The 23,301-nt window shown below is 57.8% G+C and carries 28 protein-coding genes, 1 other RNA gene and 1 other annotated feature; of the genes, 14 read left to right on the forward strand and 15 right to left on the reverse strand.

What is annotated here, in order from left to right; translation table 11 throughout:
* Positions 1-46 precede the first annotated feature (46 nt).
* The gene (locus C1Y43_RS17420) at positions 47-874 is read right to left on the reverse strand and encodes a DUF6024 family protein (RefSeq protein ID WP_031279661.1); all 828 of its coding nucleotides are present in this window, start codon (positions 872-874) and stop codon (positions 47-49) included.
* Positions 875-1,063: 189 nt separating this feature from the next.
* Between C1Y43_RS17420 and C1Y43_RS17425 the strand changes: the two genes are divergently transcribed.
* Positions 1,064-1,933 carry a LysR substrate-binding domain-containing protein gene (locus C1Y43_RS17425; protein WP_021507220.1) on the forward strand — a complete coding sequence of 290 codons (870 nt, stop codon included), beginning with the start codon at positions 1,064-1,066 and terminating at the stop codon, positions 1,931-1,933.
* A 172-nt stretch (positions 1,934-2,105) separates the two neighbouring features.
* On the opposite strand, the gene htpG is transcribed toward C1Y43_RS17425, so the two are convergent.
* From htpG to C1Y43_RS17455, 6 genes are all read right to left on the reverse strand, one after another.
* Positions 2,106-3,980, reverse strand: coding sequence for a molecular chaperone HtpG (gene htpG / locus C1Y43_RS17430; protein ID WP_104189089.1), 1,875 nt, complete (start codon positions 3,978-3,980; stop codon positions 2,106-2,108).
* A gap of 100 nt (positions 3,981-4,080) precedes the next feature.
* Complete coding sequence (gene recR, locus C1Y43_RS17435) at positions 4,081-4,686, reverse strand: recombination mediator RecR (RefSeq protein WP_031279660.1); 606 nt, start codon at positions 4,684-4,686, stop codon at positions 4,081-4,083.
* Positions 4,686-5,015 carry a YbaB/EbfC family nucleoid-associated protein gene (locus tag C1Y43_RS17440; protein WP_010616869.1) on the reverse strand — a complete coding sequence of 110 codons (330 nt, stop codon included), beginning with the start codon at positions 5,013-5,015 and terminating at the stop codon, positions 4,686-4,688. Before C1Y43_RS17440 ends, recR begins: the two co-directional genes overlap by 1 nt.
* Positions 5,016-5,064: 49 nt before the next feature.
* Positions 5,065-7,044, reverse strand: a complete 1,980-nt coding sequence (gene dnaX, locus C1Y43_RS17445; protein WP_104189091.1) for a DNA polymerase III subunit gamma/tau — start codon at positions 7,042-7,044, stop codon at positions 5,065-5,067.
* Positions 5,662-5,723, reverse strand: a sequence feature (DnaX frameshifting element). (Overlaps the previous gene by 62 nt.)
* 247 nt (positions 7,045-7,291) lie before the next feature.
* Complete coding sequence (apt, locus tag C1Y43_RS17450) at positions 7,292-7,843, reverse strand: adenine phosphoribosyltransferase (protein ID WP_104189093.1); 552 nt, start codon at positions 7,841-7,843, stop codon at positions 7,292-7,294.
* Between the two features lie 150 nt (positions 7,844-7,993).
* On the reverse strand, positions 7,994-8,377 hold the full coding sequence (locus C1Y43_RS17455) for a DUF454 family protein (RefSeq protein WP_104092661.1): 384 nt from the start codon (positions 8,375-8,377) through the stop codon (positions 7,994-7,996).
* 58 nt (positions 8,378-8,435) lie between these two features.
* Here C1Y43_RS17455 and priC point away from each other — a divergent pair, with 58 nt between their 5' ends.
* From priC to rsmS, 3 genes are read left to right on the forward strand one after another with little or no spacing between them, the layout of a single operon-like run.
* Positions 8,436-8,945, forward strand: a complete 510-nt coding sequence (gene priC / locus C1Y43_RS17460; protein ID WP_104189094.1) for a primosomal replication protein PriC — start codon at positions 8,436-8,438, stop codon at positions 8,943-8,945.
* A gap of 49 nt (positions 8,946-8,994) precedes the next feature.
* Positions 8,995-9,240: a GlsB/YeaQ/YmgE family stress response membrane protein gene (locus C1Y43_RS17465; RefSeq protein ID WP_010616865.1), complete on the forward strand. Its 246-nt coding sequence runs from the start codon at positions 8,995-8,997 to the stop codon at positions 9,238-9,240.
* A gap of 8 nt (positions 9,241-9,248) precedes the next feature.
* Positions 9,249-9,404 (forward strand): pleiotropic regulatory protein RsmS, encoded by a 156-nt coding sequence (gene rsmS / locus C1Y43_RS17470; protein WP_021507212.1) that lies wholly within the window; start codon positions 9,249-9,251, stop codon positions 9,402-9,404.
* Here the strand turns inward: rsmS and acrR are convergent.
* Positions 9,401-10,039: a multidrug efflux transporter transcriptional repressor AcrR gene (gene acrR / locus C1Y43_RS17475; RefSeq protein ID WP_031279658.1), complete on the reverse strand. Its 639-nt coding sequence runs from the start codon at positions 10,037-10,039 to the stop codon at positions 9,401-9,403. The two genes, rsmS and acrR, sit on opposite strands and share 4 nt — an antisense overlap.
* Before the next feature lie 142 nt (positions 10,040-10,181).
* On the opposite strand from acrR, the gene C1Y43_RS17480 reads away from it, so the two are divergent.
* The 4 genes from C1Y43_RS17480 (at position 10,182) to ykgO (ending at position 15,113) form a co-directional block, all read left to right on the forward strand.
* Positions 10,182-11,372 (forward strand): efflux RND transporter periplasmic adaptor subunit, encoded by a 1,191-nt coding sequence (locus C1Y43_RS17480; RefSeq protein ID WP_058757947.1) that lies wholly within the window; start codon positions 10,182-10,184, stop codon positions 11,370-11,372.
* A gap of 17 nt (positions 11,373-11,389) precedes the next feature.
* Positions 11,390-14,539 (forward strand): multidrug efflux RND transporter permease subunit AcrB, encoded by a 3,150-nt coding sequence (locus tag C1Y43_RS17485; RefSeq protein ID WP_021507209.1) that lies wholly within the window; start codon positions 11,390-11,392, stop codon positions 14,537-14,539.
* A gap of 160 nt (positions 14,540-14,699) precedes the next feature.
* Positions 14,700-14,957 carry a type B 50S ribosomal protein L31 gene (locus C1Y43_RS17490; protein WP_021507208.1) on the forward strand — a complete coding sequence of 86 codons (258 nt, stop codon included), beginning with the start codon at positions 14,700-14,702 and terminating at the stop codon, positions 14,955-14,957.
* 15 nt (positions 14,958-14,972) lie between these two features.
* Complete coding sequence (gene ykgO, locus C1Y43_RS17495) at positions 14,973-15,113, forward strand: type B 50S ribosomal protein L36 (RefSeq protein ID WP_010616859.1); 141 nt, start codon at positions 14,973-14,975, stop codon at positions 15,111-15,113.
* A 44-nt stretch (positions 15,114-15,157) separates the two neighbouring features.
* On the opposite strand, the gene C1Y43_RS17500 is transcribed toward ykgO, so the two are convergent.
* The 3 genes from C1Y43_RS17500 to C1Y43_RS17510 are packed head-to-tail and all read right to left on the reverse strand — an operon-like array spanning position 15,158 to position 17,550.
* Complete coding sequence (locus C1Y43_RS17500; protein ID WP_058769397.1) at positions 15,158-16,036, reverse strand: metal ABC transporter substrate-binding protein; 879 nt, start codon at positions 16,034-16,036, stop codon at positions 15,158-15,160.
* A gap of 21 nt (positions 16,037-16,057) precedes the next feature.
* Positions 16,058-16,897 carry a metal ABC transporter permease gene (locus tag C1Y43_RS17505; protein ID WP_058775239.1) on the reverse strand — a complete coding sequence of 280 codons (840 nt, stop codon included), beginning with the start codon at positions 16,895-16,897 and terminating at the stop codon, positions 16,058-16,060.
* Complete coding sequence (locus tag C1Y43_RS17510) at positions 16,894-17,550, reverse strand: metal ABC transporter ATP-binding protein (protein ID WP_021507205.1); 657 nt, start codon at positions 17,548-17,550, stop codon at positions 16,894-16,896. Before C1Y43_RS17510 ends, C1Y43_RS17505 begins: the two co-directional genes overlap by 4 nt.
* Positions 17,551-17,877: 327 nt before the next feature.
* On the opposite strand from C1Y43_RS17510, the gene C1Y43_RS17515 reads away from it, so the two are divergent.
* The 3 genes from C1Y43_RS17515 (at position 17,878) to C1Y43_RS17525 (ending at position 18,997) form a co-directional block, all read left to right on the forward strand.
* Complete coding sequence (locus tag C1Y43_RS17515; RefSeq protein ID WP_031279656.1) at positions 17,878-18,231, forward strand: hypothetical protein; 354 nt, start codon at positions 17,878-17,880, stop codon at positions 18,229-18,231.
* Positions 18,232-18,376: 145 nt separating this feature from the next.
* A complete protein-coding gene (gene tomB / locus C1Y43_RS17520) occupies positions 18,377-18,754 on the forward strand; it encodes an Hha toxicity modulator TomB (protein WP_021313568.1) in 378 nt (125 codons plus the stop codon).
* 24 nt (positions 18,755-18,778) lie between these two features.
* Positions 18,779-18,997, forward strand: a complete 219-nt coding sequence (locus tag C1Y43_RS17525) for an HHA domain-containing protein (protein ID WP_021507203.1) — start codon at positions 18,779-18,781, stop codon at positions 18,995-18,997.
* A 128-nt stretch (positions 18,998-19,125) separates the two neighbouring features.
* Here the strand turns inward: C1Y43_RS17525 and ffs are convergent.
* An RNA gene (gene ffs / locus C1Y43_RS17530) (signal recognition particle sRNA small type) lies at positions 19,126-19,222 on the reverse strand.
* A gap of 176 nt (positions 19,223-19,398) precedes the next feature.
* Here ffs and C1Y43_RS17535 point away from each other — a divergent pair.
* Positions 19,399-19,710, forward strand: a complete 312-nt coding sequence (locus tag C1Y43_RS17535; RefSeq protein ID WP_021507202.1) for an MGMT family protein — start codon at positions 19,399-19,401, stop codon at positions 19,708-19,710.
* Positions 19,711-19,877: 167 nt separating this feature from the next.
* Here the strand turns inward: C1Y43_RS17535 and C1Y43_RS17540 are convergent, their stop codons facing one another.
* Complete coding sequence (locus C1Y43_RS17540) at positions 19,878-20,435, reverse strand: YbaY family lipoprotein (protein ID WP_021507201.1); 558 nt, start codon at positions 20,433-20,435, stop codon at positions 19,878-19,880.
* Positions 20,436-20,450: 15 nt separating this feature from the next.
* On the opposite strand from C1Y43_RS17540, the gene C1Y43_RS23675 reads away from it, so the two are divergent.
* Together C1Y43_RS23675 and tesB are read left to right on the forward strand one after the other, a co-directional pair.
* Entirely contained in the window at positions 20,451-20,642 is a 192-nt protein-coding gene (locus C1Y43_RS23675; RefSeq protein ID WP_136547754.1) for a hypothetical protein, read from the forward strand.
* Positions 20,639-21,502: an acyl-CoA thioesterase II gene (tesB, locus tag C1Y43_RS17545; RefSeq protein ID WP_104189096.1), complete on the forward strand. Its 864-nt coding sequence runs from the start codon at positions 20,639-20,641 to the stop codon at positions 21,500-21,502. Before C1Y43_RS23675 ends, tesB begins: the two co-directional genes overlap by 4 nt.
* Before the next feature lie 72 nt (positions 21,503-21,574).
* Here tesB and amtB read toward each other — a convergent pair whose 3' ends face one another.
* Together amtB and glnK are read right to left on the reverse strand one after the other, a co-directional pair.
* Positions 21,575-22,864 (reverse strand): ammonium transporter AmtB, encoded by a 1,290-nt coding sequence (gene amtB, locus C1Y43_RS17550; protein WP_021507199.1) that lies wholly within the window; start codon positions 22,862-22,864, stop codon positions 21,575-21,577.
* Between the two features lie 33 nt (positions 22,865-22,897).
* Positions 22,898-23,236: a P-II family nitrogen regulator gene (gene glnK, locus C1Y43_RS17555; RefSeq protein ID WP_007886947.1), complete on the reverse strand. Its 339-nt coding sequence runs from the start codon at positions 23,234-23,236 to the stop codon at positions 22,898-22,900.
* Positions 23,237-23,301: the final 65 nt, after the last annotated feature.

Here is a 23,301-nt window from a genome sequence, read left to right on the forward strand (position 1 = left end):
CTACTTTGACCTGCTTTAGCGCTGTGCGCCAGTAGCACGCACGTTTTTAAGAATTTCGGCTGTCTCTGAGCACCTCGCGCAGCCGTTTTTTTAGCGCAGCGGTGACATTCTGTGGCTTATTGCCGTTGCCGCGTACGCTGACCGGCAAAAACAGGCGATGCGGCGCGGGCAGCAGCTGCATATCCGCGGGCAACGCTGGCAGCGCACTGCCGGGCGGCAAGGGCAGCAGCGCAAACGGCAGGCCGGGCTGGTGAATCGACTGCAGCGTGAACGGCGTATCCAGCGTCAGGCTGTCGACACTGGCAACGTTGAAGGGCTGCCAGTCGTCCTGCGCCATGCACTCCAGCGCGCGTTCCGGCGCGTCACCCAGCGCCAGTCCCTGTTCGAACAACCGCAGTTCGCTGCGCACCAGCGTACTAAAATCATGAGTACGCAGCGCAATCAGCACCAGATCGTCGCTCAGCATCGCATGCTGATTCAGTTGGGTGACAAACAGTCGTGCCTCGCTGATGAGTCGTTTATGCAACACGCTGGCGAAGGAGCCGGACGCGTGCGTCACGCCCTGGCTCTGGCAGGCACTCAGATTGCGCACCCGGCCCTGCTGCATATCGACGTGATCGACCAGCGCGATATTGCCCGCCATCATCGGCAGGGCCGGCAGCACGCTAAGTTCACTGACCGGATATTGCGCGGCGTAGCGCGTCTGATTGCGCGCCTGCTCCTGGCGCAGAAACAGTTGCGAGAGCAGCACGCGCGCGATGTGCAGTGAGGGGGCAAAAAACAGATCGTAATTTTCCAGCCGATAGTGACGGGACAGCAAGCCGCGCAGCCGATCGCGCGCCGCCGCCCTGGCAGTAGCCTGTTGTGAAGTCATCACGTGACATTTCTCTTGGTTATTCTGCTGTGTGAAGCTGGCGCTGGCAGCGGACATCGCCGCTGCTTTACACAGCGAAGCCGGTCCGTCAACCCGCCAGATTAAGCAGGAAAGGTTAGGTTAATGCGGCTGGACATTAAAATGATATAAACTGACAATCCCTGTTAGGTTTTTACACAGGGGATGAGTATGACCGCGCTTCCGTCGTTACGTGCACTGCACTATTTTCATCAGGCGGCGCTGCATTGCAGCTTTAGCGTCGCGGCCGAATGTCTCCATGTCACCCACAGCGCCATCAGCCATCAGATTCGCCAGCTGGAGAGCTGGATGGGCAAACCCCTGTTCATCCGCACCAACGGGCGCGTGCGCTTAACCTCTCACGGCGAACGCCTGCTGGTGAGCTGCCAGAAAGCCTTTAGCGAACTCTCTACCACCTGCGTAAGTATTCGCACCGGGATGCGCAATCATCTGAGCGTCGCCTGTACCCCGAGTTTTTTATCCCAGTGGCTGATTCCGCGCATCAGCAGCTTTTACCAGCGCTATCCCGATATTGAAGTGCAATTTCAGCCGCAGGGCGATATTGCTCAGCTGCGCAGCGAACACACCGATGTGCTGATCCTCAGTTATGAACAGGCGCCGGACGACGACATTGATGCCTCGCTCATCAGCGATGATTACGTTGGCCCGCTGTGCGCCCCACAGTACGCGGCGCGTTTTCACAGCGAGCAGGATCTGGCGTCGCTGCCGCTTTTGCACGCCGATACCCGCCTGCAGGCCTGGGCCGAATGGGCGAAAATCAGCGGCGTGCGCGGTAATTTTTGGCTGGGCAAACATTTCGATAATCTGACGCTGGCGATTCAGGCCGCGAGAAACGGGCTGGGCGTGATTGTGGCGCCGCGTCTGCTGGTGCGTCAGGAGCTGAACGACGGCACGCTGATTGCGCCGCTGGGGTTTGTGCGCGCCGACCGTGCCACCTGGATGATGACCAAGCGGTCACGCCAGCACGATGCGGAGATTACGTTGTTCCGGGATTGGCTGCGGGATGAAGCGCTGAAGTAAGCAAGGGCGGCATAAATAAAAAAAGGTCGTCATTAATGACGACCCTACGAATATGTGATTTTTTAAGGTCGTCATTAATGACGACCCTACAGAGAGTGGACAGTTGTCAAATCGGTGACAGGTAACCTGTAGGGTCGGCATTCATGCCGACCGTTCCGATTACCGCACCGCGTTACGCCGTCAGCAACTGATTCATGCGGCGGATAAACTGGTTAGGATCGTCCAGCGTGCCGCGCTCAGCCAGCAGCGCCTGATCCAGCAGCAGTTCAACCCATTCCGCAAAGCGCGCTTCATCCTGCGTATCAGCCACGCGTTTCACCAGTGTATGCTCCGGGTTGATCTCAAAGATGTACTTCACTTCCGGCACATCCTGACCGGCCGCGGCGAACAGCTTCGCCATCTGCGTGGTCATTTCGTTGGCGTCAGTGGTGACAATCGCTGGCGTGTCAGTGAGGCGATGGGTCAGGCGCACCTCTTTGACGCGCTCGCCCAGCAGGGTTTTCACGCGATCGACGAACGGCTCCAGCGCTTTTTCCGCTTCCTTCTGTGCTTCCGTCTCTTCATCCGCCAGCTTGCTCAGCGACTCATCCGCTTTGCTCACCGACTGGAACGCTTTGCCATCGAATTCCGTCAGGTAGCTCATCATCCACTCGTCGATACGATCGGACAGCAGCAGGACCTCGATGCCTTTCTTACGGAACAGCTCCAGATGCGGGCTGCTTTTCGCGGCGGCATAGCTGTCGGCAGTGATGTAGTAAATCTTCTCCTGCCCTTCAACCATGCGGCTAACGTAATCTTCCAGTGAAACGGTCTGCGCCGCGCCTTCGCTCTGGGTGGTGGCGAAACGCAGCAGTTTAGCAATCGCCTCCTGGTTGGCATGATCTTCCGCCGGGCCCTCTTTCAGCACCAGACCGAACTCTTTCCAGAACAGCTGATATTTCTCTGCGTCGTCTTTAGCCAGTTTTTCCAGCATCTGCAGGCTGCGTTTGGTCAGCGCGGCGCGCAGGCTCTGCGTGACGCGGCTGTCCTGCAGGATCTCACGGGAGACGTTGAGCGGCAGATCGCTGGAATCTATCAGGCCACGCACAAAGCGCAGGTAGTTCGGCATGAACTGTTCCGCGTCATCCATGATGAAGACGCGCTGCACGTACAGCTTCAGACCGTGCTTGCTGTCGCGGTTCCACATGTCGAACGGCGCACGCGACGGGATGTACAGCAGACTGGTGTACTCCTGCTTACCTTCGACGCGGTTGTGGCTCCAGATGGCCGGATCGCTGAAATCATGAGCGATGTGTTTGTAGAACTCGTTGTACTCTTCGTCGCTGATTTCGCCTTTGTTGCGCGTCCACAGCGCCTGGGCTTTGTTGATCTTCTCCCAGGTGACGGTATCGTTCTCTTCGTCTTTGGTCTCGATCTCCACCGGCAGCGCGATGTGATCGGAATATTTGCTGATCACGTTGCGCACGCGCCACGCATCGAGGAAGTCATCTTCGCCTTCACGGAAGTGCAGCGTAATTTCGGTGCCGCGATCGGCTTTCTCAATCTCCGCCAGCGTATACTCGCCTTCGCCGGCGGATTCCCAGAACACGCCTTCGTCGGCTTTGGCGCCCGCAGCACGGGTGCGTACCGTCACTTTGTCAGCCACGATAAACGCCGAGTAGAAACCGACGCCGAACTGGCCGATCAGCTGGCTGTCTTTTGCCTGATCGGAACCCATCGATTCCAGAAACGCTTTGGTACCGGATTTCGCGATGGTGCCGAGGTTTTCAATCACCTCATCACGACGCATACCGATGCCGTTATCGCTCAGCGTCAGCGTGCGTTTTTCCTTGTCGACCGAGATACGCACGCGCAGGTCGCCATCGCCTTCGTACAGATCCGGCGTCGACAGTGCGCGGAAGCGCAGCTTGTCAGCCGCATCGGAGGCGTTGGAGATCAGTTCACGCAGGAAAATCTCTTTGTTTGAATAGAGGGAATGGATCATCAGGTGCAGAAGTTGTTTTACCTCTGACTGGAAGCCACGCGTCTCTTGTCCTTTCATGGTCATTGCTACCTCAACAGAATCGGGGTTGATCAATTGTTGAGAGTGAAATGGGGATGGTGGGAAGAATTTCAAGCCGGTATCGCAGCAGGATACCGGCAAGTGGTCAGAATTTAATCTTGTGCCGTCCGGCAAGCGAGTGCGACAGCGTTGTGCCGTCGACCATTTCCAGTTCACCGCCGACCGGAACCCCGTGCGCGATGCGGCTGGCGTCAACGCCATACTGGCCGCACAGCTCGGCGATATAGTTAGCCGTGGCTTCGCCTTCCACCGTTGGGTTGGTGGCGAGGATCACTTCCTGCAGCGTCTCACGTTCAAGGCGCTGCTCCAGCCGATCCAGGCCAATATCCTGCGGGCCGATGCCGTCCAGTGGCGATAGATGGCCCATCAGCACAAAGTAACGACCGCCAAACTGGCCGGTCTGCTCAATGGCGTGGATATCCGCCGGGCTCTCCACCACGCAAATCTGGCCGTTTTGCTGACGGCGGGGATTGGCGCAGATGGTGCAGATCTCCTGCTCGGTGAAGGTGCGGCAGTCGGAACAGTGGCCGATCTCTGCCATGGCGCGGGTCAGCGCCTGCGCCAGACGCATGCCACCGCTGCGATCGCGCTGCAACAGATGAAACGCCATGCGCTGCGCCGATTTCGGGCCAACGCCCGGCAAACAGCGCAGCGACTCCATCAAAGCTTCAAGCAGTGGACTGGTTTGCATCAGAACGGCATCTTGAAGCCAGGCGGCAGCTGCATACCGGCAGAGACGGATGCCATCTTCTCTTTCTGCGTTTCATCAATACGGCGCGCCGCATCGTTGAACGCCGCAGCGATCAGATCTTCCAGCATCTCTTTGTCATCTTCCAGCAGGCTGGGATCGACTTCCACGCGGCGGCAGTTGTGCGCACCGTTGATGGTCACTTTGACCAGGCCAGCCCCTGATTCGCCGGTGACTTCCAGTGCGGCGATCTCTTCCTGAACTTTGGCCATTTTATCCTGCATCTGCTGGGCCTGTTTCATCAGGTTGCCCAATCCGCCTTTACCAAACATAGTTTTCTCTCTCTGCTGGGGCTGCGCGCAACGCTGCGCGACAGCGTGATCATACGGGTCGGATACTCTCTTCATCCAGGTCCGCATCAAAGAAGCGACGCAGCGTCTGAATGTGGGTATCGCTTTCGATCGACTGACGCGCCTGCGCCAGTTTCTCTTCATAAATGGCCTGACGCCACTCCAGCGGCGTCAATACCGCCGGATTATCGTCTTCCACGATGGTCAGTTCAACCGTCTGGCCGGCCGCCTGGCTCAGCGCCTCCTGAATCGCCTGGCGCGCCGGGGCAGAGTTGAGATGACGCTGGCTGCTGCGCAAATGCAGCGTCACGCCCTGCTCATTCACCTCTTTCCACGCGTTCAGCGCAACCTGCTGGACCAGCTTCGGCAGCGTCAGCGTGGCGATTTCCGCCGCCCAGGCATCGCGCTGCAGCGCCTCTTCCGCCAGTTTGAGCGCCAGCTCTGGCGTTTTCTCATGCTCCAGCGCAGAACGCAAGGCTTTTGGCGTCGCCACCGGCTCCGGCTTGATCTCCTCCTGCTGCTGGGCTTTCCAGCGATACGCTTCCGGCTTCGCCGGCGCTTTTACCGCCGGTTCAGACGCGCGCTGTTGCACGCGCTCGGTGACGCTTGCCAGACGTTCCAGCGCCGGGTTTGCCGGCCGCGCGGAACGCGCTGCCGGCTCACTCTTTTTTGCTTTGCCGGCTCCCTGACGCAGCAGCTGCGTCCGCGCCTGTAACAGCTGACTGGTGGCGTCGGGCAAGTGCTCCGGGGCCGGTGCCATATCGGGATAATCATCGGCCGGCGGCGGCGACTCATCCATCGGCGGTGCCATCTGCGGCTGCGCGGCCACAGCGGGTGCGGCTTTGGTCTGAGGCGCTGGCGCGGCAACGACCGGCGCGGCCTGCGGCGTCAGCGACGGGCGCGCCACCGGTTCAGCGATGGTGGCCTGCGGATGAAACGCCAGTGCACGCAACAGCGTCATTTCCACGCCGAGCCGGCGATCCGGCGCCAACGGCAAATCTTTGCGCCCCATCAGCAGCGTCTGATAATAGAGCTGAACGTCAGCAGGCGGCAGCACGCGCGCCAGTTCGCGCAGGCGCTGCGCCTGGCTGGCATCATCTTCGCCAAGCGAGCTGGGCAGCAGCTGGACCATCGCGATACGGTGCAGCAGACGCAGCATCTCCACCAGCAGCGCCTCCCACTCCACGCCGCGCGATGCGGCCTGATTCAGCAGCGCCATCACCTGTTCGCCGTTGCCTTCCACCAGCGCTTCAATCAGCGCCAGCGGCTGTTCATCATCCAGCGTGCCCAGCATTTGCGCCACGCTGTCGCGCGTGACGCTGCCCTGCCCCATGGCAATCGCCTGATCGGTGAGGCTGAGCGCATCGCGCATACTGCCGTCGGCGGCGCGCGCCAGCAGATGCAGCGCGCGCGGCTCGGCGTCAATCTGCTCCTGCTGCAGCACGTGCGCCAGCTGCTGCTGAATCTGTTCGACATCGAGGGCTTTCAGGTGGAACTGCAGGCAGCGCGACAGAATGGTTACCGGCAGCTTCTGCGGATCGGTGGTCGCCAGCAGGAATTTCACGTGTGACGGCGGCTCTTCCAGCGTTTTCAGCAGCGCATTAAAGCTGTGGCGCGACAGCATGTGCACTTCATCGATCAGATAGACCTTAAAGCGCCCGCGTGCGGGTGCATACTGGACGTTATCCAGCAGGTCGCGCGTGTCTTCCACTTTGGTGCGCGAGGCAGCATCGATTTCAATCAGATCGACAAAGCGCCCCTGTTCAATCTCGCGACAGTTATCGCACTGTCCACAGGGCGTGGCCGTAATACCGGTTTCGCAGTTGAGGCCTTTGGCCAGCAGACGCGCAATCGAGGTTTTCCCCACGCCGCGCGTGCCGGAAAACAGATAGGCATGATGGATGCGTCCCAGTGACAACCCGTTGGCCAGCGCCGTCAGCACATGTTCCTGACCGACTACGTCGGCGAAAGCCTGGGGACGCCATTTTCGCGCAAGTACCTGATAGCTCATGTGGATTCAATCACTGGAGTTGTTTAACCTGGCACAGCAGCACGCTCAGTTGCGCCGATTCTGCCGTGGGACTTAGGGGAAAAATGCGGTGACGCAAACCCTGTTTATTTTGACAGGAGTGTAACAGCCACAGCCGGATATGCCTATACCCGTGATACGTTGCGCGCTGCGCTTCAGGGCGGAATACGCCTGTCAGGGAGTGCGAAGAGAGGCGCCGCCGGGCATCAAGGCTGGCGGCGCGATGGCCTTAGTGGCCGGGGAAATTGACCAGGCTATAGCAGTCGATACCCAGCGCGTTCAGGCGCGCTTCGCCGCTTAAATCAAATAGGTTGATCACGAACGCGGCGTCTTTAACTTCACCGCCCGCACGACGAATCAGTTTCACCGTGGCTTCAAGGGTGCCGCCGGTAGCCAGCAGATCGTCCACCACCAGCACCACATCGCCGGGTTTGATGGCGTCTTTGTGCAGTTCCAGCGCGTCTGAACCGTACTCCAGTTCATAGCTTTCGCTGAAAGTTTCACGCGGCAGTTTGCCCGGCTTGCGCACCGGCACAAATCCCACGCCCAGACCCAGCGCAACCGGCGCCCCGAACAGGAAGCCACGCGCTTCGGTGCCCACCACTTTGGTGATGCTTTTATTACGATAACGCTCCACCAGAATGGCGATCGCTGCGGCATACGCCTGCGGATCTTCCATCAGACTGGTGACGTCACGGAACAGGATGCCCGGCTTCGGATAGTCAGGAATGCTTTTGATGCTGTTTTTAATCAGTTCAAGCTGCTGCGCAGTTGCGGTCATAAAGGTTACGCCTGGAAAAATATCTAAAACGCGCAGCTTCCACAGCGCCAATACCCGGAAACCGGGTTAAGCGAAGTCGTTTCTCAAAGGGAAGCCACGCACGAAGATGCCCAAATCTAAGCAAACAGCCGGCTAAATGCAACCCTGATGCTACGGTTCGTGCGGGTTCGCACTTTCTGCTACAACCGGGATGCGCCACAGCATGAGCAGCAGCAACGCCAGCATCGCGCCGAGCAGGATGCGCAGCCACAGCAGCTTCACCAGCCAGATTGAAACCGCAAAGGTGATGACAATCAGCAACATGGCACGGCTTTTGGCACCGGGCGGCATGGCGCGATGCTGCTGCCAGTGGCGCAGATAGCGGCCAAACGGCGAGCGCCACAGCAGCCAGTGGTGAAAGCGTGGCGACGAGCGGGCAAAACACCAGGCGGCCAGCAACACGAATGGCGTGGTCGGTAGTAAAGGTAATACAATGCCCAGCGTGCCCAGCACAATCGCCAGCCAGCCAAGGCTTAACAGTAAAATGCGCTGCATGCCAGATGCCTGAAAAATGTCACAACAGCGCTACGTTAACACAGACGGAATCGAAGTGATGCCTCAACTGCCCGCCCAACAGCGTCTGCACGCAATGATTGACACGCTGCGCCAGCAGATTGCGCAGCAGCCGGACGGTAGCTGCCGTCAGCCGCGCTTTGACGCGCAGCTGTTTCGCTGTAAAGGCACGCGGCTGGCTGACTATCTGCAAGAGCTGCAGCACAATGCGGCGCAGCTCGCGGCGTCCAACAGTAATGCGTCGCGCCGCCAGTGGCTGGCGCAGAAGGTGCTGGACCAGATTGCCGCGCTGCAGCGCGAGTGCAGTAGCCAGCAACTGCGCGTAGTGCGTGAACGGCCGCGGCGCGATCCGCTGCAGCCGAAGCGTGATGAGTACCGCGGCTACGAAACGCGATTGCTGGCCATGCTGCAGCAGCGCGAACAGCACCTGGCGCGCGCTGAAACGCTGAGCGTGCAGCAGCAGCTGATGCGCGAGGTGGAGATTCTGCAGGAGCGGCTGGCGCGCTGCCGCGCCGCGCTGCATAAACTGGAGATCGCGGCGCAGCCGTAAGCCGTTCGCTTTCCTCTATACTGGAAACAGCGCTGACGGGAGGAGAAGCATGACCCTTATCATCTGGATTATTATTGGCCTGGCTGCCGGCTGGCTGAAGCGGAGGGTGTTTCCCGGCCGTCCCGGCGGACTGGTGCCGACGCTGGTGCTGGCGGTGATCGGCGCGCTGATTGGCGGCTACATCGCCACGTATTTCACCACGGGTGACCTCGGTACGCTGCATCCGACGGGCTTTGCCGTGGCGCTGGCCGGTGCTCTGCTGATGCTGCTGGTCGCCGCTAAACTACGTATTTAGGAGACACTATGACGCTGGATACCGCGCCGGACGACATCAAGCTGGCGGTCGATTTAATTCAGCTGCTGGAGGAAAACCAGGTGCCCACGGCCACGGTGCTGGCTGCGCTGGCGATTGTCCAGCGCGATTATGAGCAGAAGCTGGCGGCCGAGCGCACCGCTTAGCGCGTGCCGGCGAGCGTCGGGCTCAGGCGCAGCATATCTATAAATGCCTCGACCACCTGCGGCGCTTCACTCACCAGATCAAAACTTTGCGGATTGAACAACCAGCTCTCCATCATGCCGCTGATGTAGCCGCGCATCAGCAGCGCCGCCTGACGGGTGTTGAGGCTGGCCGGGAGCTGCCCGGCCTCGATACAGCTGCGCAGCACCTCTTCGATGCGGTCATAACACGCCTGCAGCAGCCCCTGCTGCATCGCCATTAACGTCGACATTTCGCCAACGAACTCACATTTATGGAAGATAATCTCCATTAATGCGCGTCTTTGTGGATCCTTTGCTGTGGCTTCAAGGATATAGATCAGCATCGAACGCATTACAGAAAGTGGATCGCCAGGGTATTTTGTCTGATACTCAAGTTCCACATCGTCGAGCCCGGCGTCGCAGCGCAGCCAGATCTCCTGTAACAGATCGGCTTTATTTTTAAAATGCCAGTAGATAGCGCCGCGCGTGACGCCAGCGGCCGCGGCGATATCCGCCAGTGAGGTGGCGGCCACACCGTGTTCAGAAAAGTGAGCTAAAGCGGCATCCAGAATTTGATGTCGCGTTTCAAGTGCTTGCGCTTTGGTTTTTCGTGCCATAGAGGACTGTTTTTACAAACTGGCAAGTTTACATACATTTGTGAATGTATGTACCATAGCACGACCCGTGTTTTAACGCAGCAATGGGTTTAACGGTTTGTGATCCATTGATCATTTGATATCGGACACTAGAGGTTTATTTATGAATAAAAACAGAGGATTAGCGCCTCTGGCGGCCGCCGTGATGCTTACAGGCAGCTTTTTGTTAACAGGATGTGATGATAATAAATCCCAGCAAGCCGCCCAGCAGCAGCCCCCGGAAGTGGGTGTTGTCACGTTAAAAAACGAGCCCCTGAAAATCACCACCGAACTGCCAGGCCGTACTTCGGCGTTCCGCGTGGCTGAAGTGCGTCCGCAGGTGTCAGGTATCATTCTCAAGCGTAATTTTGTTGAAGGCAGTGATGTTAAAGCCGGCGATTCGCTGTACCAGATCGATCCCGCCACCTATCAGGCCGCGTACGACAGCGCAAAAGGCGATTTAGCCCAGGCTCAGGCCAACGCGCGCGTTGCCCAGCTGACGGTGAATCGTTACAAGCCGCTGCTGGGTACCAAATATATCAGCCAGCAGGACTACGATAACGCCGCGGCCACCGCCGCGCAGACCGCAGCAGCCGTACAGGCGGCGCAGGCCAATGTGGAAACCGCCCGCATTAACCTGGCGTACACCAAAGTGACCTCGCCAATCAGCGGCCGCATTGGTAAATCCTCGGTGACGGAAGGTGCGCTGGTGTCGAACGGCCAGACCACCGCGCTGGCGACCGTGCAGCAACTCGATCCGATGTACGTCGATGTGACCCAATCCAGCGATGATTTTCTGCGCCTGCGCGGCGAGCTGGAGTCGGGTCAGCTGAAGCAGAACGACGGCAAAGCTAACGTTACCCTGCTGATGCAGAACGGTAGCGCATACAGCCAGCCGGGCACACTGGAATTCTCTGATGTTACCGTGGATGAAACCACTGGCTCGATTACCCTGCGCGCGATTTTCCCGAATCCGGATCATCGTTTGCTGCCGGGCATGTTCGTGCGTGCACGTCTGGATGAGGGCACTAACCCGACGGCGCTGCTGGTACCGCAGACCGGCGTAACCCGCACGCCAACCGGTGAAGCCACCGCGATGGTAGTGGGCGCGGATAATAAAGTCGAAGTGCGTAAGATTACCGCGAACCAGGCGTTTGGCGACAAATGGCTGGTGACCGATGGCCTGAAAGAGGGCGATCGCGTGATTACCGTCGGTATTCAGCGTGCTAAACCGGGTGCTCAGGTGACGCCGCAGGAAGTCAAAGATGATGCCAAAGCCGCACCGGAATCTCAGTCTGCTAAATCATCGTCATAAACAGGAGCCGTTGATACATGGCTAAGTTCTTTATCGATCGCCCCATTTTTGCCTGGGTGCTTGCCATCATTATTATGCTGGCGGGTGCGCTATCGATTATCAAACTGCCGATCGAGCAATATCCCAACGTTGCGCCGCCGGCAGTTGAAATCCAGGCATCTTATCCGGGTGCAGATGCGAAAACGCTACAGGATTCGGTAACGCAGGTTATCGAACAGAATATGAACGGCATCGACGGGCTGATGTATATGTCCTCGAGCAGTGACTCTTCTGGTACGCTGACGCTGACGCTGACCTTCCAGTCTGGCACTGACGCCGACATTGCTCAGGTGCAGGTGCAGAACAAACTGCAGCTGGCAATGCCACTGCTGCCGCAGGAAGTACAGCAGCAGGGGATTCAGGTGAAAAAATCCTCCAGCAGCTTCCTGATGGTGGCCGGTTTCGTCAGCGAAGATGGCAGCATGACGCAGAACGACATCTCAGACTACGTAGCGTCGAACATCAAAGATCCGATCAGCCGTACGCCTGGCGTCGGTGATACTCAGGTGTTTGGTGCGCAGTATGCGATGCGTATCTGGCTCGATCCGCATAAGCTTAACAACTACCAGCTGACGCCGGTGGATGTGATCAGCGCGCTGCAAACCCAGAACACCCAGGTGGCTGCCGGTCAGCTGGGCGGTACCCCACCGGTGCCAGGTCAGCAGCTTAACGCCTCGATCATTGCCCAGACGCGTCTGACCTCGACCGAAGAGTTCGGCAACATCATGCTAAAGGTCAATCAGGACGGCTCACAGGTGCGCCTGCGCGATGTCGCGAAGATTGAACTCGGCGGTGAAAACTACGAGATCATTGCCCGCTATAACGGCAAACCAGCCTCCGGTATCGGTGTCAAACTGGCGACCGGCGCCAACGCGCTGGATACCGCCGACGCGGTGAAAGCGGAACTGGCCAAGCTGGAACCGTTCTTCCCGGCCGGCATGAAAACCGTTTACCCGTACGACACCACGCCATTCGTTAAGATCTCCATTTTCGAAGTGGTGAAAACGCTGTTCGAAGCCATCGTGCTGGTGTTCCTGGTAATGTATCTGTTCCTGCAGAACTTCCGCGCGACGCTGATTCCTACCATCGCCGTGCCGGTAGTACTGCTGGGCACCTTTGCCATCATCAGTGCCTTTGGCTACTCGATAAACACCCTGACGATGTTCGGCATGGTGCTCGCCATCGGCCTGCTGGTGGATGATGCCATCGTGGTGGTGGAAAACGTTGAGCGCGTCATGGCGGAAGAGGGATTACCGCCGAAAGAAGCCACCAAACGCTCGATGGAACAGATTCAGGGCGCGCTGGTTGGCATCGCGCTGGTGCTGTCAGCGGTATTTATCCCGATGGCGTTCTTCGGCGGCTCAACCGGGGTGATTTATCGTCAGTTCTCGATCACCATCGTTTCGGCGATGGCGCTGTCGGTGCTGGTGGCGTTGATTCTGACGCCAGCGCTGTGTGCCACCATGCTGAAGCCCATCAAAAAAGGCGAACACGGCAAAACCACCGGTTTCTTCGGCTGGTTTAACCGCCTGTTTGATAAGAGCACCAACCATTACGTCGACAGCGTCGGTCACATTGTGCGCAGCACCGGTCGCTATCTGCTGATTTATCTGCTGATTGTGGTCGGCATGGCTTACCTGTTCCTGAAACTGCCTACCTCGTTCCTGCCGGAAGAGGATCAGGGGCTGTTACTGGCGCAGGCGCAGCTGCCTGCCGGTGCGACTCAGGAACGGACGCAGAAAGTGCTGGATCAGGTTACGGATTACTTCCTGACCAAAGAGAAAGACAGCGTGAATTCGGTGTTTACCGTTAACGGCTTTGGCTTCGCCGGTCGTGGACAGAACACCGGTATCGCCTTCGTCAGCCTGAAGCCATGGGATGAGCGTGGTGATGCCAGCCTGAAAGTGCCGGCGATTGCCGGACGTGCAATGCAGGCGCTGGGTCAGATTAAAGATGCCATGGTGTTCCCGTTCAACCTGCCGGCCATTATCGAACTGGGTAACGCCACCGGTTTCGACTTCCAGCTGATCGATCAGGGTAACCTCGGCCATGAGAAGCTGACCGCCGCGCGTAACCAGCTGTTTGGCATGATTGCCCAGCATCCGGATACGCTGGTGGGCGTGCGTCCAAACGGGCTGGAAGATACGCCGCAGTACAAACTGATTATCGATCAGGAAAAAGCGCAGGCGCTTGGTGTGTCGCTGTCCGACATCAACACCACGCTGGGTGCGGCCTGGGGCGGTTCTTACGTCAATGACTTCATCGACCGTGGTCGCGTGAAGAAAGTGTACGTGATGGGTCAGGCCGACTCGCGCATGCTGCCGGATGACATCAGCAAATGGTACGTGCGCAACAGCGCCGGGACCATGGTGCCATTCTCTGCCTTCTCTTCGGCGAAGTGGCAGTATGGTTCACCACGTCTGGAACGTTATAACGGTCTGCCATCAATGGAGATCCTGGGTCAGGCGGCACCGGGCAAGAGCTCGGGTGATGCCATGAACCTGATGGAGAGCCTCGCCTCGAAGCTGCCTGCGGGTATCGGCTACGACTGGACCGGCATGTCCTATCAGGAACGCCTGTCCGGCAACCAGGCGCCTGCACTGTACGCCATTTCGCTGATTGTGGTGTTCCTGTGTCTGGCCGCGCTGTATGAGAGCTGGTCGATTCCGTTCGCGGTCATGCTGGTGGTGCCGCTGGGTGTGATTGGCGCCCTGCTCTTCACCACGCTGCGCGGTCTGAGTAACGACGTGTACTTTGTGGTGGGTCTGTTGACCACCATTGGTCTCTCGGCGAAGAACGCCATCCTGATCGTCGAATTCGCCAAGGATTTGATGGAGAAAGAAGGCAAAGGGCTGGTCGAGTCGACGCTGGAAGCCTCACGTATGCGTCTGCGTCCGATTCTGATGACGTCGCTGGCGTTCATCCTCGGCGTACTGCCGCTGGCGATCAGTAGCGGTGCCGGCTCCGGCGCACAGAACGCCGTCGGTACCGGCGTAATGGGCGGGATGGTGACGGCCACCGCGCTGGCGATCTTCTTCGTGCCGGTGTTCTTCGTGGTGGTGCGCCGCCGTTTCAGTAAGAACAAGTCTGAGCTGGAACAGGGCCATCCGGTGGATCACCCTCACTGATAGTTTCTCTCTGCTAAAAGGCCGCGCAAGCGGCCTTTTTTATTGCGCACTCCCCTGCCTCGCACGTTCCATGACAAACCCGCACCAGAAGCGTGGTTGCAATCCTGCGGCGCGAGGTTCATAATATTGTTATATTATAACATTACACGAGAGCGCTATCATGAAACCAAACATTCATCCGCACTACCGTCCTGTGGTGTTCCACGACACCACCGTCGACGAATACTTCAAAGTCGGCTCAACGATTCAGACCGATCGCACCATCCAGTTTGAGGGCGAAGAGCTGCCGTACGTCACGCTCGATGTGTCGTCGAAGTCGCACGTTTACTACACCGGTAAACAGAAAGAGTTTGCCAAAGAGGGCAGCGCCGCACGCTTCAACAAGCGTTTTGGCAGCTTCCTGACGCGCAGCAAATAACCGGAGTTTAGCCACATGCAAGTTGTCAGTTCATTGCGGTCTGCCAAGACCCGTCACAAAGATTGCAAAGTCGTGCGGCGTAAAGGTCGTATTTATGTGATTTGCAAAACCAACCCGCGCTTTAAGGCGGTGCAGGGAAGAAAGAAAAAACGTTAGGAAAGTGTCGTGATAATTGGCCGGGATGCTCCCCGGCCTTTTTTTTACTTCATGCTGTGCAGCAGAGTTTCCACATTGTGCTTAAACGCCGCCTCATAGGTGGGCGCCGGCCCGCTGGCCGCTGACAGCGCTTCCGGATAGAGCTCGCCACCGGGTTGCGCACCGGTTTCACTGGCGATCTGTTTCACCAGACGCGGATCGGTCTGATTCTCCATAAAGTAGGTGGTGATATGCTCGGCCCGGAGCTGTTTGATGATAGCGGCGACATCGCTGGCGCTGGCTTCCGCTTCGGTTGAGAAGCCCACCGGCGCGAGGAACGTCACGCCGTAGCGCTGGCCGAAGTAGCCAAAGGCATCATGGCTGGTGAGTACCTTGCGTTTACTTTGCGCCACGCCGGCAAATTCACTTTTGGCCCAGCTATCCAGCTTCTGCAACTGCTGAATATAGCGTTCACCGCTGTGACGGATGTCGGCAGCATCATCCGGATCGGCTTTGATCAGCGCGTTCATCACGTTGGTGGCGTAGATCACGCCGTTGTGCATGCTGTTCCACGCGTGTGGATCGGTGATGGTTTTGCCATCCTCCTCCATTTTGCGCGTATTGACACCATTCGAGGCGACCACCACCGTGCCCTTGTAGCCGGACGCGCTAATCAGCCGGTCCATCCAGCCTTCCATGCCCAGCCCGCTGACGAACACCACATCGGCCTGCGCCAGCGCCTGGCTATCCTGCGGCGTCGGCTCAAAGGTGTGCGGATCGCCATCCGGGCCCACCAGCGATTTCACCTTAACGTGATCGCCGCCGACCTGTTTAACGATGTCAGCCAGCACGGTAAAACTGGCTACGGCATCAACGGTTTTTGCCAGCGTCAGCGGGCTAATCAGCATCGCGCCAATCGCCAGACTCAACGGTAACTTCTTCATACCTATCCCCTTGTCATCTTATTATCGACGGCGCAGCAGGCCGCCACATGGTCCTGTCAACACAGACAGCAAAAACAGTACGGCCGCACTCAGTACCACCGCCGGTCCGGCAGGCAGCGCATAGTGCCAGGAGAGCAACAGGCCGATAAAGGCGGCAATCAGCGCCAGCAGCATGGCAATCGCCAGCATGCGAGTAAGGTGACGGCTCCAGAAGCGCGCGCTGGTGGCGGGCAGCATCATCAGCCCAACGGACATCAGCGTGCCGAGCACCTGAAAACCCGCCACCAGATTCAGCACCACCAGCGTGAGGAAAATGCCGTGCACCAGCGGTGCGCTCCATCTCCCCTGCGCACGCAGAAAATCAGGATCAAAGGCATCAATGACCAGCGGCCTGAAGATCACGGCCAGCATCAGCAGGGTGAACGCGGCGATGCTGCCAACCAGCACAATCGCGCCGTTATCCACCGCCAGCAGCGAGCCGAACAACACGTGCAGCAGATCGACACTGGAACCGCGCAGTGATACCAGCGTGACGCCGAGCGCCAGCGAACCCAGATAGAAGCCGGAAAAGCTGGCATCCTCCTTCAGGTGGGTGTAACGGCTGACCGCACCGGACAGCAGCGCCACCGCCAGCCCGGCAATCAGGCCGCCAATGCCCATCGCCACCAGCGACAGGCCGGACACCAGATAGCCGATGGCGGCGCCCGGCAATACCGCATGGGACAGCGCATCGCCCACCAGGCTCATACGGCGCAGCGAGAGAAAGACGCCGAGCGGCGTTGCACTGATCGCCAGCGCCATGCAGGCCACCAGCGCCCGGCGCATAAAACCAAACTCAATAAACGGCTGGAGTAACGTCATGACGCCACCCGACACAGCCGCGGTTGCTGCGCACTGTCGCGCTCATCCAGCGACAGCACGTCACGAAAATGGCGCGCCACCAGTAGCTTGTCGTGCAGCACCACCAGCAGCGTGGTGCCCGCCCGCTGCTGCTGTTCGAGAATCGACATCAGTAAGGTTATCGTCGGCGTATCAATGCCGTTGAAGGGTTCATCCAGCAGCCAGAGCTGACTGCGCTGGAGCATCAGGCGCGCAAACAGCACGCGCTGCAACTGCCCGCCGGAGAGCATCGCGGGCTGCGCAGTGGCGAAGTCGCGCATCTGCACCGCCTCCAGCGCGGCATCAATCTCCTGCCTCAGCGCACGCGTGATGCCACCGAACCAGCCGCAGCGCGGCCAGCAGCCCATTGCCACCAGCTCATAGACGGTGAGCGGAAAGCGGGTATCCAGCTCGCTGCGCTGCGGCAACCAGCCCAGCGCTTTTCGCGGCAGCTGCAGTTCACAGCGTCCCGCCACTGGCGGCAGCAGTCCGGCGATAGTTTTGAGCAAGGTTGATTTGCCCGTTCCGTTGGCCCCGACCAGTGCCGTCATACTGCCGGCCGCCAGTTCGCCATTCACCACCGGCGTCACCGCCCTGCCCTGATAGCCGCCCTGCAGACGATGAAAACGCATCATTGGTGCAGGCCCCAGACGATGGCTAGAGCCAGCAGGCCACTCAGCAGCAGCGCTACCAGCAGGCGCCCGCCGAGCGAGAGAAGTAATCCACTGTGATTCATGATAGGTAACCAAAATGTTATAACATAACAATATACTACCTGATGGCATCATCGCGACGCGCGGACGAAAGTGTTTCAAAAATTGATCAGCGGCGATACGCATGGGCGATTTGTGCCATCAAGCCAGCGCCCATCGCAGCAATCGCCCTTTCTGTTTACCAATGGCTTGCAATGTCAGAGCTGAAAGCCAATGATAGAACTCTCCTTGCTTTTTACGGGATGCAGAATGCAGTCTATTATTCATAGTGATATTGACGTGAATGAGGATGATTGCGGCAAGTTACGCCAGATTATCCAGGGGAATATTCTCAAAATAGCCCAGGACCTTGCCGGCGATTTACAGTGGTATTCTCAAAACGCGCAATTAGTTCCGGACAGTTTTACCATTATTTCCATTCAGCCCGTCGGCCACAAACGATTTAAAATGCTTTACGATTTCACGTGGGATTTATTTAATCCCTGCCTTGATTTAAATGAAACCTTTACCCAACGTGAAGAAGTTATGTTCCAGACAACGCCCGGTGCACTGGTGTTTGAGGTGATAGACAATACCCGCCCGTCACCGTGCGACGAATTGTAATATTTAGTAATTGGGTGAGCAAAACTAATGATTGTGGATTATATTTAAAAGGTCGCTGAATTCTTTTTATTCGTGATCGCTCCCTGGTAGCTTTTCCAAATCTCGCCGCGTCGCGGTAACTGTGCTCGCTATGGAGGGGAAAAAGATGGACGAATACTCACCGAAACGGCATGATATTGCCCAGCTTAAATTTCTGTGTGAGAACCTGTTTGACGAAAGTATGGCGACGCTAACCGACAGCCATCACGGCTGGGTTAATGATCCCACTTCGCCAGGCAATTTACAGCTCAACGATTTGATTGAGCATATCGCCTCTTTCACGATGAATTACAAAATTAAGCATGTTGAAGATGAAGCGCTGATTACGCAAATCGATGAATATCTTGATGATACCTTTATGCTGTTTAGCAGCTATGGAATCAATACCCAGGATCTTCAACGGTGGCAACGTTCAGCAAAACGCTTATTTAATCTGTTTGCCGAAGAGTGCGCTTATCTCCAGCAACCCAGCCATTCCTTTTAGCATCAGAGTGAGACCGGTTTATTTATGAGCAACCCAGCCTTAACCAAAACAGACTATTTGATGCGACTGCGTCGTTGTCGCTCAATTGACACCCTTGAACGGGTGATTGAAAAGAACAAGTATGAATTACCCGATGATGAGTTAGCGGTATTCTACTCCGCAGCCGATCACCGTCTGGCCGAGCTGACCATGAACAAGCTCTATGACAAAGTGCCCGGATCTGTCTGGAAGTACGTCCGCTAAGTTTTCTCCCCGCAGGTCGTTTCGTTACTCACCTTTATTTCCACGGATGACAGGCAGGCAAAGGAGTGCCGACAGGGTGCTGTGCCGCATTGCGCGCAGGGATTTTGCATGGGCAGAAATGGTGGAGGCCCTGCCAGCTACATCCCGGCACACGCGTCGCCTGCTGCGGCTGCTTCCTTCCGGACCTGACCGAGTTCACAAGTTAGCGTTGCGGGAGAACCAACAGGGCCCCCATTGACGAGCTCTCATGTTGAGAGCGCTGGCATTATCGGGGAAGCCTTTGGCAATTGCAAGCGCAGGCCGGGCAACCGTTGGTTTCTTGAACAGGCCGGCGGCAAAACCCTGCAGATAGCCGCAATCGCATGCTAAAGTGGCGCTTTTCCCGCAGACGAGGTGCGTCAGTGAGTGAACAGAGCAATTTTTCCGAGCGCGTCTGGCAAATTGTTGCCGCTATTCCTGCCGGTAAAGTGACGACCTACGGCGATGTCGCGCTGCTGGCCGGTTCACCGCGCGCCGCACGTCAGGTGGGCGGCGTGCTGCGGCGCCTGCCGCCAGGCAGTAAACTGCCGTGGTTCCGCGTGATTAATCGTCATGGTCGTATTTCGCTGCAGGGTGATGATCTTTTTCGTCAGCGCGATGCGCTGGAAGCCGAAGGTATTGAAGTGAGTGATGCGGGAGAAATTGAACTGGCGAAGTATCGCTGGGAGTATTAATGCTGACAGGCCGCACTCCCTTTAAGGCGCGGGAATGGCACTGCAGAAAGTAAAGCGTCACACGCCAGGGATGGCGTGTGCCGAGCGATCAGGGACGAGACAGCGCCTTTACTTTCTGCAGTGCCATTCTGGCGCAGCTTCCGTAACGCGCTGTCTCCCGTTTCAACTTACAGACTGGTTGGTGCCGGCACGGAGGCTGACGGCGTAACCTGAGTTGGCGACGTCGAAGGCACGGTGGTAGCAGCGCCCGGCTGGGTTGGCATCGCCATATTGGTCACCGGTACCAGCAGCAGTTCCGCTTTCGTTCCACCCTGATTAATCACCGGTTTCACCGTATCGGTGATAAACGCCAGCTTGCCGTCGATGGTGATCGCTGCGCTCAGCAAAATGCGCGCGTTCGGCTGGATATCAGCCGGGTTAAAGGGCAGCACAAACTGGAACGGTGCCTGTTTGCCCTCGGTGCGAACCACACGCTGTGACAGCACTTTGGACGGCGCGTCCGCCAGTGACGCATCGGCCAGTGTCACGGTCAGCACCGCATCCGGCGGCAGCGCAATACGCTGGCGAATATAGACGGAACCGCTTACGTTCGGCTGGGCAATCGCCGACGGCTGCCCGGCCACGCTGGCGCCTAAAGTTGGCGTCGGCACGGGTTTACTGTGATCGGCACAGCCTGTGATTGCCACCGCCAGTGTCATACCGCTAATTACATGCCAGAGTTTCATCGATGTCGTCTCCTTATGAACACTATGATTGTCGGCGGTAAATTTATTGGCTGGGTTTTCCACCGCCGATTGCTGTTAATTCTGGCACAAAAATCCCCTTTGCGCCTGAAGCCCCGCCATGCTGCTGAAAACCGGGTAAAAGCGTTGCGCAAACTGGTCGGATCTTTCACACTGACGCCATTGGCATCACTGAGGAATCCGTTATGAGCCAGGCACTGCACAACCTGCTTAATTTATTGAATCTGGAAAAACTGGAAGAGGGCCTGTTTCGCGGCCAGAGTGAAGATCTCGGCCTGCGCCAGGTGTTTGGCGGCCAGGTGGTGGGACAGGCGCTGTATGCGGCAAAACAAACCGTGCCGGAAGCCCGTATCATTCACTCCTTCCACAGCTACTTTCTGCGCCCGGGCGACAGCCAGAAAGCCATTATTTACGATGTGGAAACCCTGCGCGACGGCAAAAGCTTCAGCGCCCGCCGCGTCAGCGCCGTACAAAACGGTCAGCCGATCTTCTACATGACCGCCTCCTTTCAGGCACCGGAAAATGGCTTCGAGCATCAGAAAAGCATGCCGCAGGTGCCGGGACCCGATAACCTGCCCTCCGAGCAGGATCTCGCCCACCGACTGGCTGCGCACCTGCCGCTCAAGCTGAAAGAAAAATTCCTCGCCGAGCGCCCGCTGGATATCCGTCCGGTGCAGATCCACAATCCGCTGAAAGGCCACGTTGATGAGCCGCTGCGCCAGGTCTGGGTGCGTGCCAATGGCCAGCTGCCGGACGATCGCCGCATTCATCAATATCTGCTGGGCTACGCTTCCGATCTCAACTTTCTGCCGGTCGCGCTGCAGCCGCATGGCAAAGGCTTCCTTGAGCCGGATATGCAGGTGGCGACGATTGACCACTCCATGTGGTTCCACCGTCCATTCGATCTCTCGGAGTGGCTCCTGTACAGCGTGGTAAGCACTTCAGCGTCCGGCGCGCGCGGCTTCGTGCGCGGTGAGTTCTTCAGCCAGGACGGCACGCTGGTGGCGACGACGGTGCAGGAAGGGGTGATGCGTCAGCGCGAAGCATAAAAAAAGGGGCGATTATCTCGCCCCTTTCTCATCATTATAGTTATAGCGCACTGCTCTTCTGCCAGCCGGCACTTACTGGTTGTAAGCGTTCTCGCCGTGGCTGTTCACATCCAGACCTTCACGTTCCTGTTCTTCCGGTACGCGCAGGCCAACAATCATATCTGCCAGCTTGAAGCCCACGAAGGCTACTACGCCAGACCAGACGATGGTCAGGCCACAGCTGAACAGCTGCACCCAAACCTGATGGCCCATGGTCACGCCTTCCGCGTAGCCTACGCCGCCCAGTGAAGAGGAGGCAAACACGCCGGTCAGGATACAGCCGAGGATACCGCACACGCCGTGCACACCGAACACATCACACGGGTCATCAACGCGCAGCCATTTCTTCAGCGTGGTCACACCCCAGATACCTGCCAGGCCACCGGCCAGACCGATAATCAGTGCGCCGCCGACGCCGACATAACCACAGGCTGGCGTGATGGCAACCAGACCGGCGATGAAGCCAGAAGACGCACCCAGCAGTGAAGGCTTACCGCGCAGCGCCCACTCACCGAACACCCACGACAGCACGGCACCCGCAGTGGCCACTACGGTATTCAGGAAGGCCAGCGCCGCGATTTCGTTAGCGGAAGACGCAGAGCCGGCGTTGAAGCCGAACCAGCCAACGTACAGAATCGCGGTACCGGTAAACACCATCGGCAGGTTATGCGGTTTGAACGCTTCTTTACCGAAGCCAGCACGTTTGCCCACCAGGTAAGCACCAACCAGACCCGCAACGGCGGCGTTGATGTGCACCACGGTACCGCCAGCGAAGTCCAGCGCGCCATCCTGTGCCAGGAAGCCGCCAGCCCACACCATATGTGCGATAGGCAGATAGGCCAGCGTCAGCCACACCAGCACGAAAATCAGTACCGCCGAGAAGCGAATACGCTCAGCCAGCGAACCAACAATCAGCCCCACGGTGATACAGGCGAAGGAAGCCTGGAACGCCACGTGAATGTACTGATAGAAGCTGCCCATCACCGCTTTCAGCTCGATATTTTTCAGCATTGCCCACTGGAAGTTACCGAAGAAGGCGTTGCCTTCGCTGAACGCCAGCGAGTAGCCGTAGACGATCCACAGTACGCACACTAACGCGAACGTCACCGCGACCTGCGTCAGCATCGACAGCACGTTTTTGCCGCGAATCAGGCCGCCGTAAAACAGGGCAATGCCGGGAATTGTCATGAACAGTACCAGCGCGGTACAAATCATCATAAACGCGTTATCGGCTTTATCCGCTACAGCAGGCGCAGCTGCCATCGCAAGAGACGGTAACAGCGCCAGGCTGGTGAGGCCCAACTTAGTCATTACTTTATTCATTTCTTTCCATCCCATCACAATTCAGAGCCCCAGTTACAGTGCTGCTTCGTCGGTCTCGCCGGTACGAATACGAATCACGCGCTGCAGTTCCGCGACGAAAATTTTGCCGTCGCCAATTTTGCCGGTGTACGCGGCTTTGCTGATCACATCCACCACTTCATCCAGCTGATCGTCCGCAATCGCAATATCGATTTTTACTTTTGGCAGGAAGTTAACGCTGTACTCGGCACCGCGGTACAGTTCTGCATGGCCTTTCTGACGACCGAAGCCTTTCACTTCGGTCACGGTCAGGCCCTGAATGCCAATGGAGGATAAGGCTTCACGCACGTCCTCCAGCTTAAATGGTTTGATTACCACGGTAACCAGCTTCATACGTTCCCCTCCGGATATAAAAATAGGTGAGTCTTCGCGGACACGCAGAGAGTTAAGCAAAGGCT

Origin of the sequence: Pantoea sp. ICBG 828 (assembly GCF_002928355.1) — a bacterium.
Taxonomy (GTDB): Bacteria; Pseudomonadota; Gammaproteobacteria; order Enterobacterales; family Enterobacteriaceae; genus Pantoea; species Pantoea dispersa.

Bases quoted from the DNA above. Each gene is read 5' to 3' on its own strand.
- C1Y43_RS17540 (WP_021507201.1), bottom strand. From the start codon at position 20,435: ATGAAACTCTGGCATGTAATTAGCGGTATGACACTGGCGGTGGCAATC.
- recR (WP_031279660.1), bottom strand. From the start codon at position 4,686: ATGCAAACCAGTCCACTGCTTGAAGCTTTGATGGAGTCGCTGCGCTGT.
- C1Y43_RS17485 (WP_021507209.1), top strand. From the start codon at position 11,390: ATGGCTAAGTTCTTTATCGATCGCCCCATTTTTGCCTGGGTGCTTGCC.
- C1Y43_RS17510 (WP_021507205.1), bottom strand. From the start codon at position 17,550: ATGATGCGTTTTCATCGTCTGCAGGGCGGCTATCAGGGCAGGGCGGTG.
- priC (WP_104189094.1), top strand. From the start codon at position 8,436: ATGCCTCAACTGCCCGCCCAACAGCGTCTGCACGCAATGATTGACACG.
- amtB (WP_021507199.1), bottom strand. From the start codon at position 22,864: ATGAATAAAGTAATGACTAAGTTGGGCCTCACCAGCCTGGCGCTGTTA.
- C1Y43_RS17440 (WP_010616869.1), bottom strand. From the start codon at position 5,015: ATGTTTGGTAAAGGCGGATTGGGCAACCTGATGAAACAGGCCCAGCAG.
- C1Y43_RS17420 (WP_031279661.1), bottom strand. From the start codon at position 874: ATGACTTCACAACAGGCTACTGCCAGGGCGGCGGCGCGCGATCGGCTG.
- ykgO (WP_010616859.1), top strand. From the start codon at position 14,973: ATGCAAGTTGTCAGTTCATTGCGGTCTGCCAAGACCCGTCACAAAGAT.
- C1Y43_RS17425 (WP_021507220.1), top strand. From the start codon at position 1,064: ATGACCGCGCTTCCGTCGTTACGTGCACTGCACTATTTTCATCAGGCG.
- htpG (WP_104189089.1), bottom strand. From the start codon at position 3,980: ATGACCATGAAAGGACAAGAGACGCGTGGCTTCCAGTCAGAGGTAAAA.
- C1Y43_RS17480 (WP_058757947.1), top strand. From the start codon at position 10,182: ATGAATAAAAACAGAGGATTAGCGCCTCTGGCGGCCGCCGTGATGCTT.
- C1Y43_RS17500 (WP_058769397.1), bottom strand. From the start codon at position 16,036: ATGAAGAAGTTACCGTTGAGTCTGGCGATTGGCGCGATGCTGATTAGC.
- dnaX (WP_104189091.1), bottom strand. From the start codon at position 7,044: ATGAGCTATCAGGTACTTGCGCGAAAATGGCGTCCCCAGGCTTTCGCC.
- C1Y43_RS23675 (WP_136547754.1), top strand. From the start codon at position 20,451: ATGAACACTATGATTGTCGGCGGTAAATTTATTGGCTGGGTTTTCCAC.
- C1Y43_RS17505 (WP_058775239.1), bottom strand. From the start codon at position 16,897: ATGACGTTACTCCAGCCGTTTATTGAGTTTGGTTTTATGCGCCGGGCG.
- C1Y43_RS17455 (WP_104092661.1), bottom strand. From the start codon at position 8,377: ATGCAGCGCATTTTACTGTTAAGCCTTGGCTGGCTGGCGATTGTGCTG.
- C1Y43_RS17525 (WP_021507203.1), top strand. From the start codon at position 18,779: ATGAGCAACCCAGCCTTAACCAAAACAGACTATTTGATGCGACTGCGT.
- tomB (WP_021313568.1), top strand. From the start codon at position 18,377: ATGGACGAATACTCACCGAAACGGCATGATATTGCCCAGCTTAAATTT.
- apt (WP_104189093.1), bottom strand. From the start codon at position 7,843: ATGACCGCAACTGCGCAGCAGCTTGAACTGATTAAAAACAGCATCAAA.
- glnK (WP_007886947.1), bottom strand. From the start codon at position 23,236: ATGAAGCTGGTTACCGTGGTAATCAAACCATTTAAGCTGGAGGACGTG.
- C1Y43_RS17515 (WP_031279656.1), top strand. From the start codon at position 17,878: ATGCAGTCTATTATTCATAGTGATATTGACGTGAATGAGGATGATTGC.
- tesB (WP_104189096.1), top strand. From the start codon at position 20,639: ATGAGCCAGGCACTGCACAACCTGCTTAATTTATTGAATCTGGAAAAA.
- acrR (WP_031279658.1), bottom strand. From the start codon at position 10,039: ATGGCACGAAAAACCAAAGCGCAAGCACTTGAAACGCGACATCAAATT.
- C1Y43_RS17465 (WP_010616865.1), top strand. From the start codon at position 8,995: ATGACCCTTATCATCTGGATTATTATTGGCCTGGCTGCCGGCTGGCTG.
- C1Y43_RS17490 (WP_021507208.1), top strand. From the start codon at position 14,700: ATGAAACCAAACATTCATCCGCACTACCGTCCTGTGGTGTTCCACGAC.
- rsmS (WP_021507212.1), top strand. From the start codon at position 9,249: ATGACGCTGGATACCGCGCCGGACGACATCAAGCTGGCGGTCGATTTA.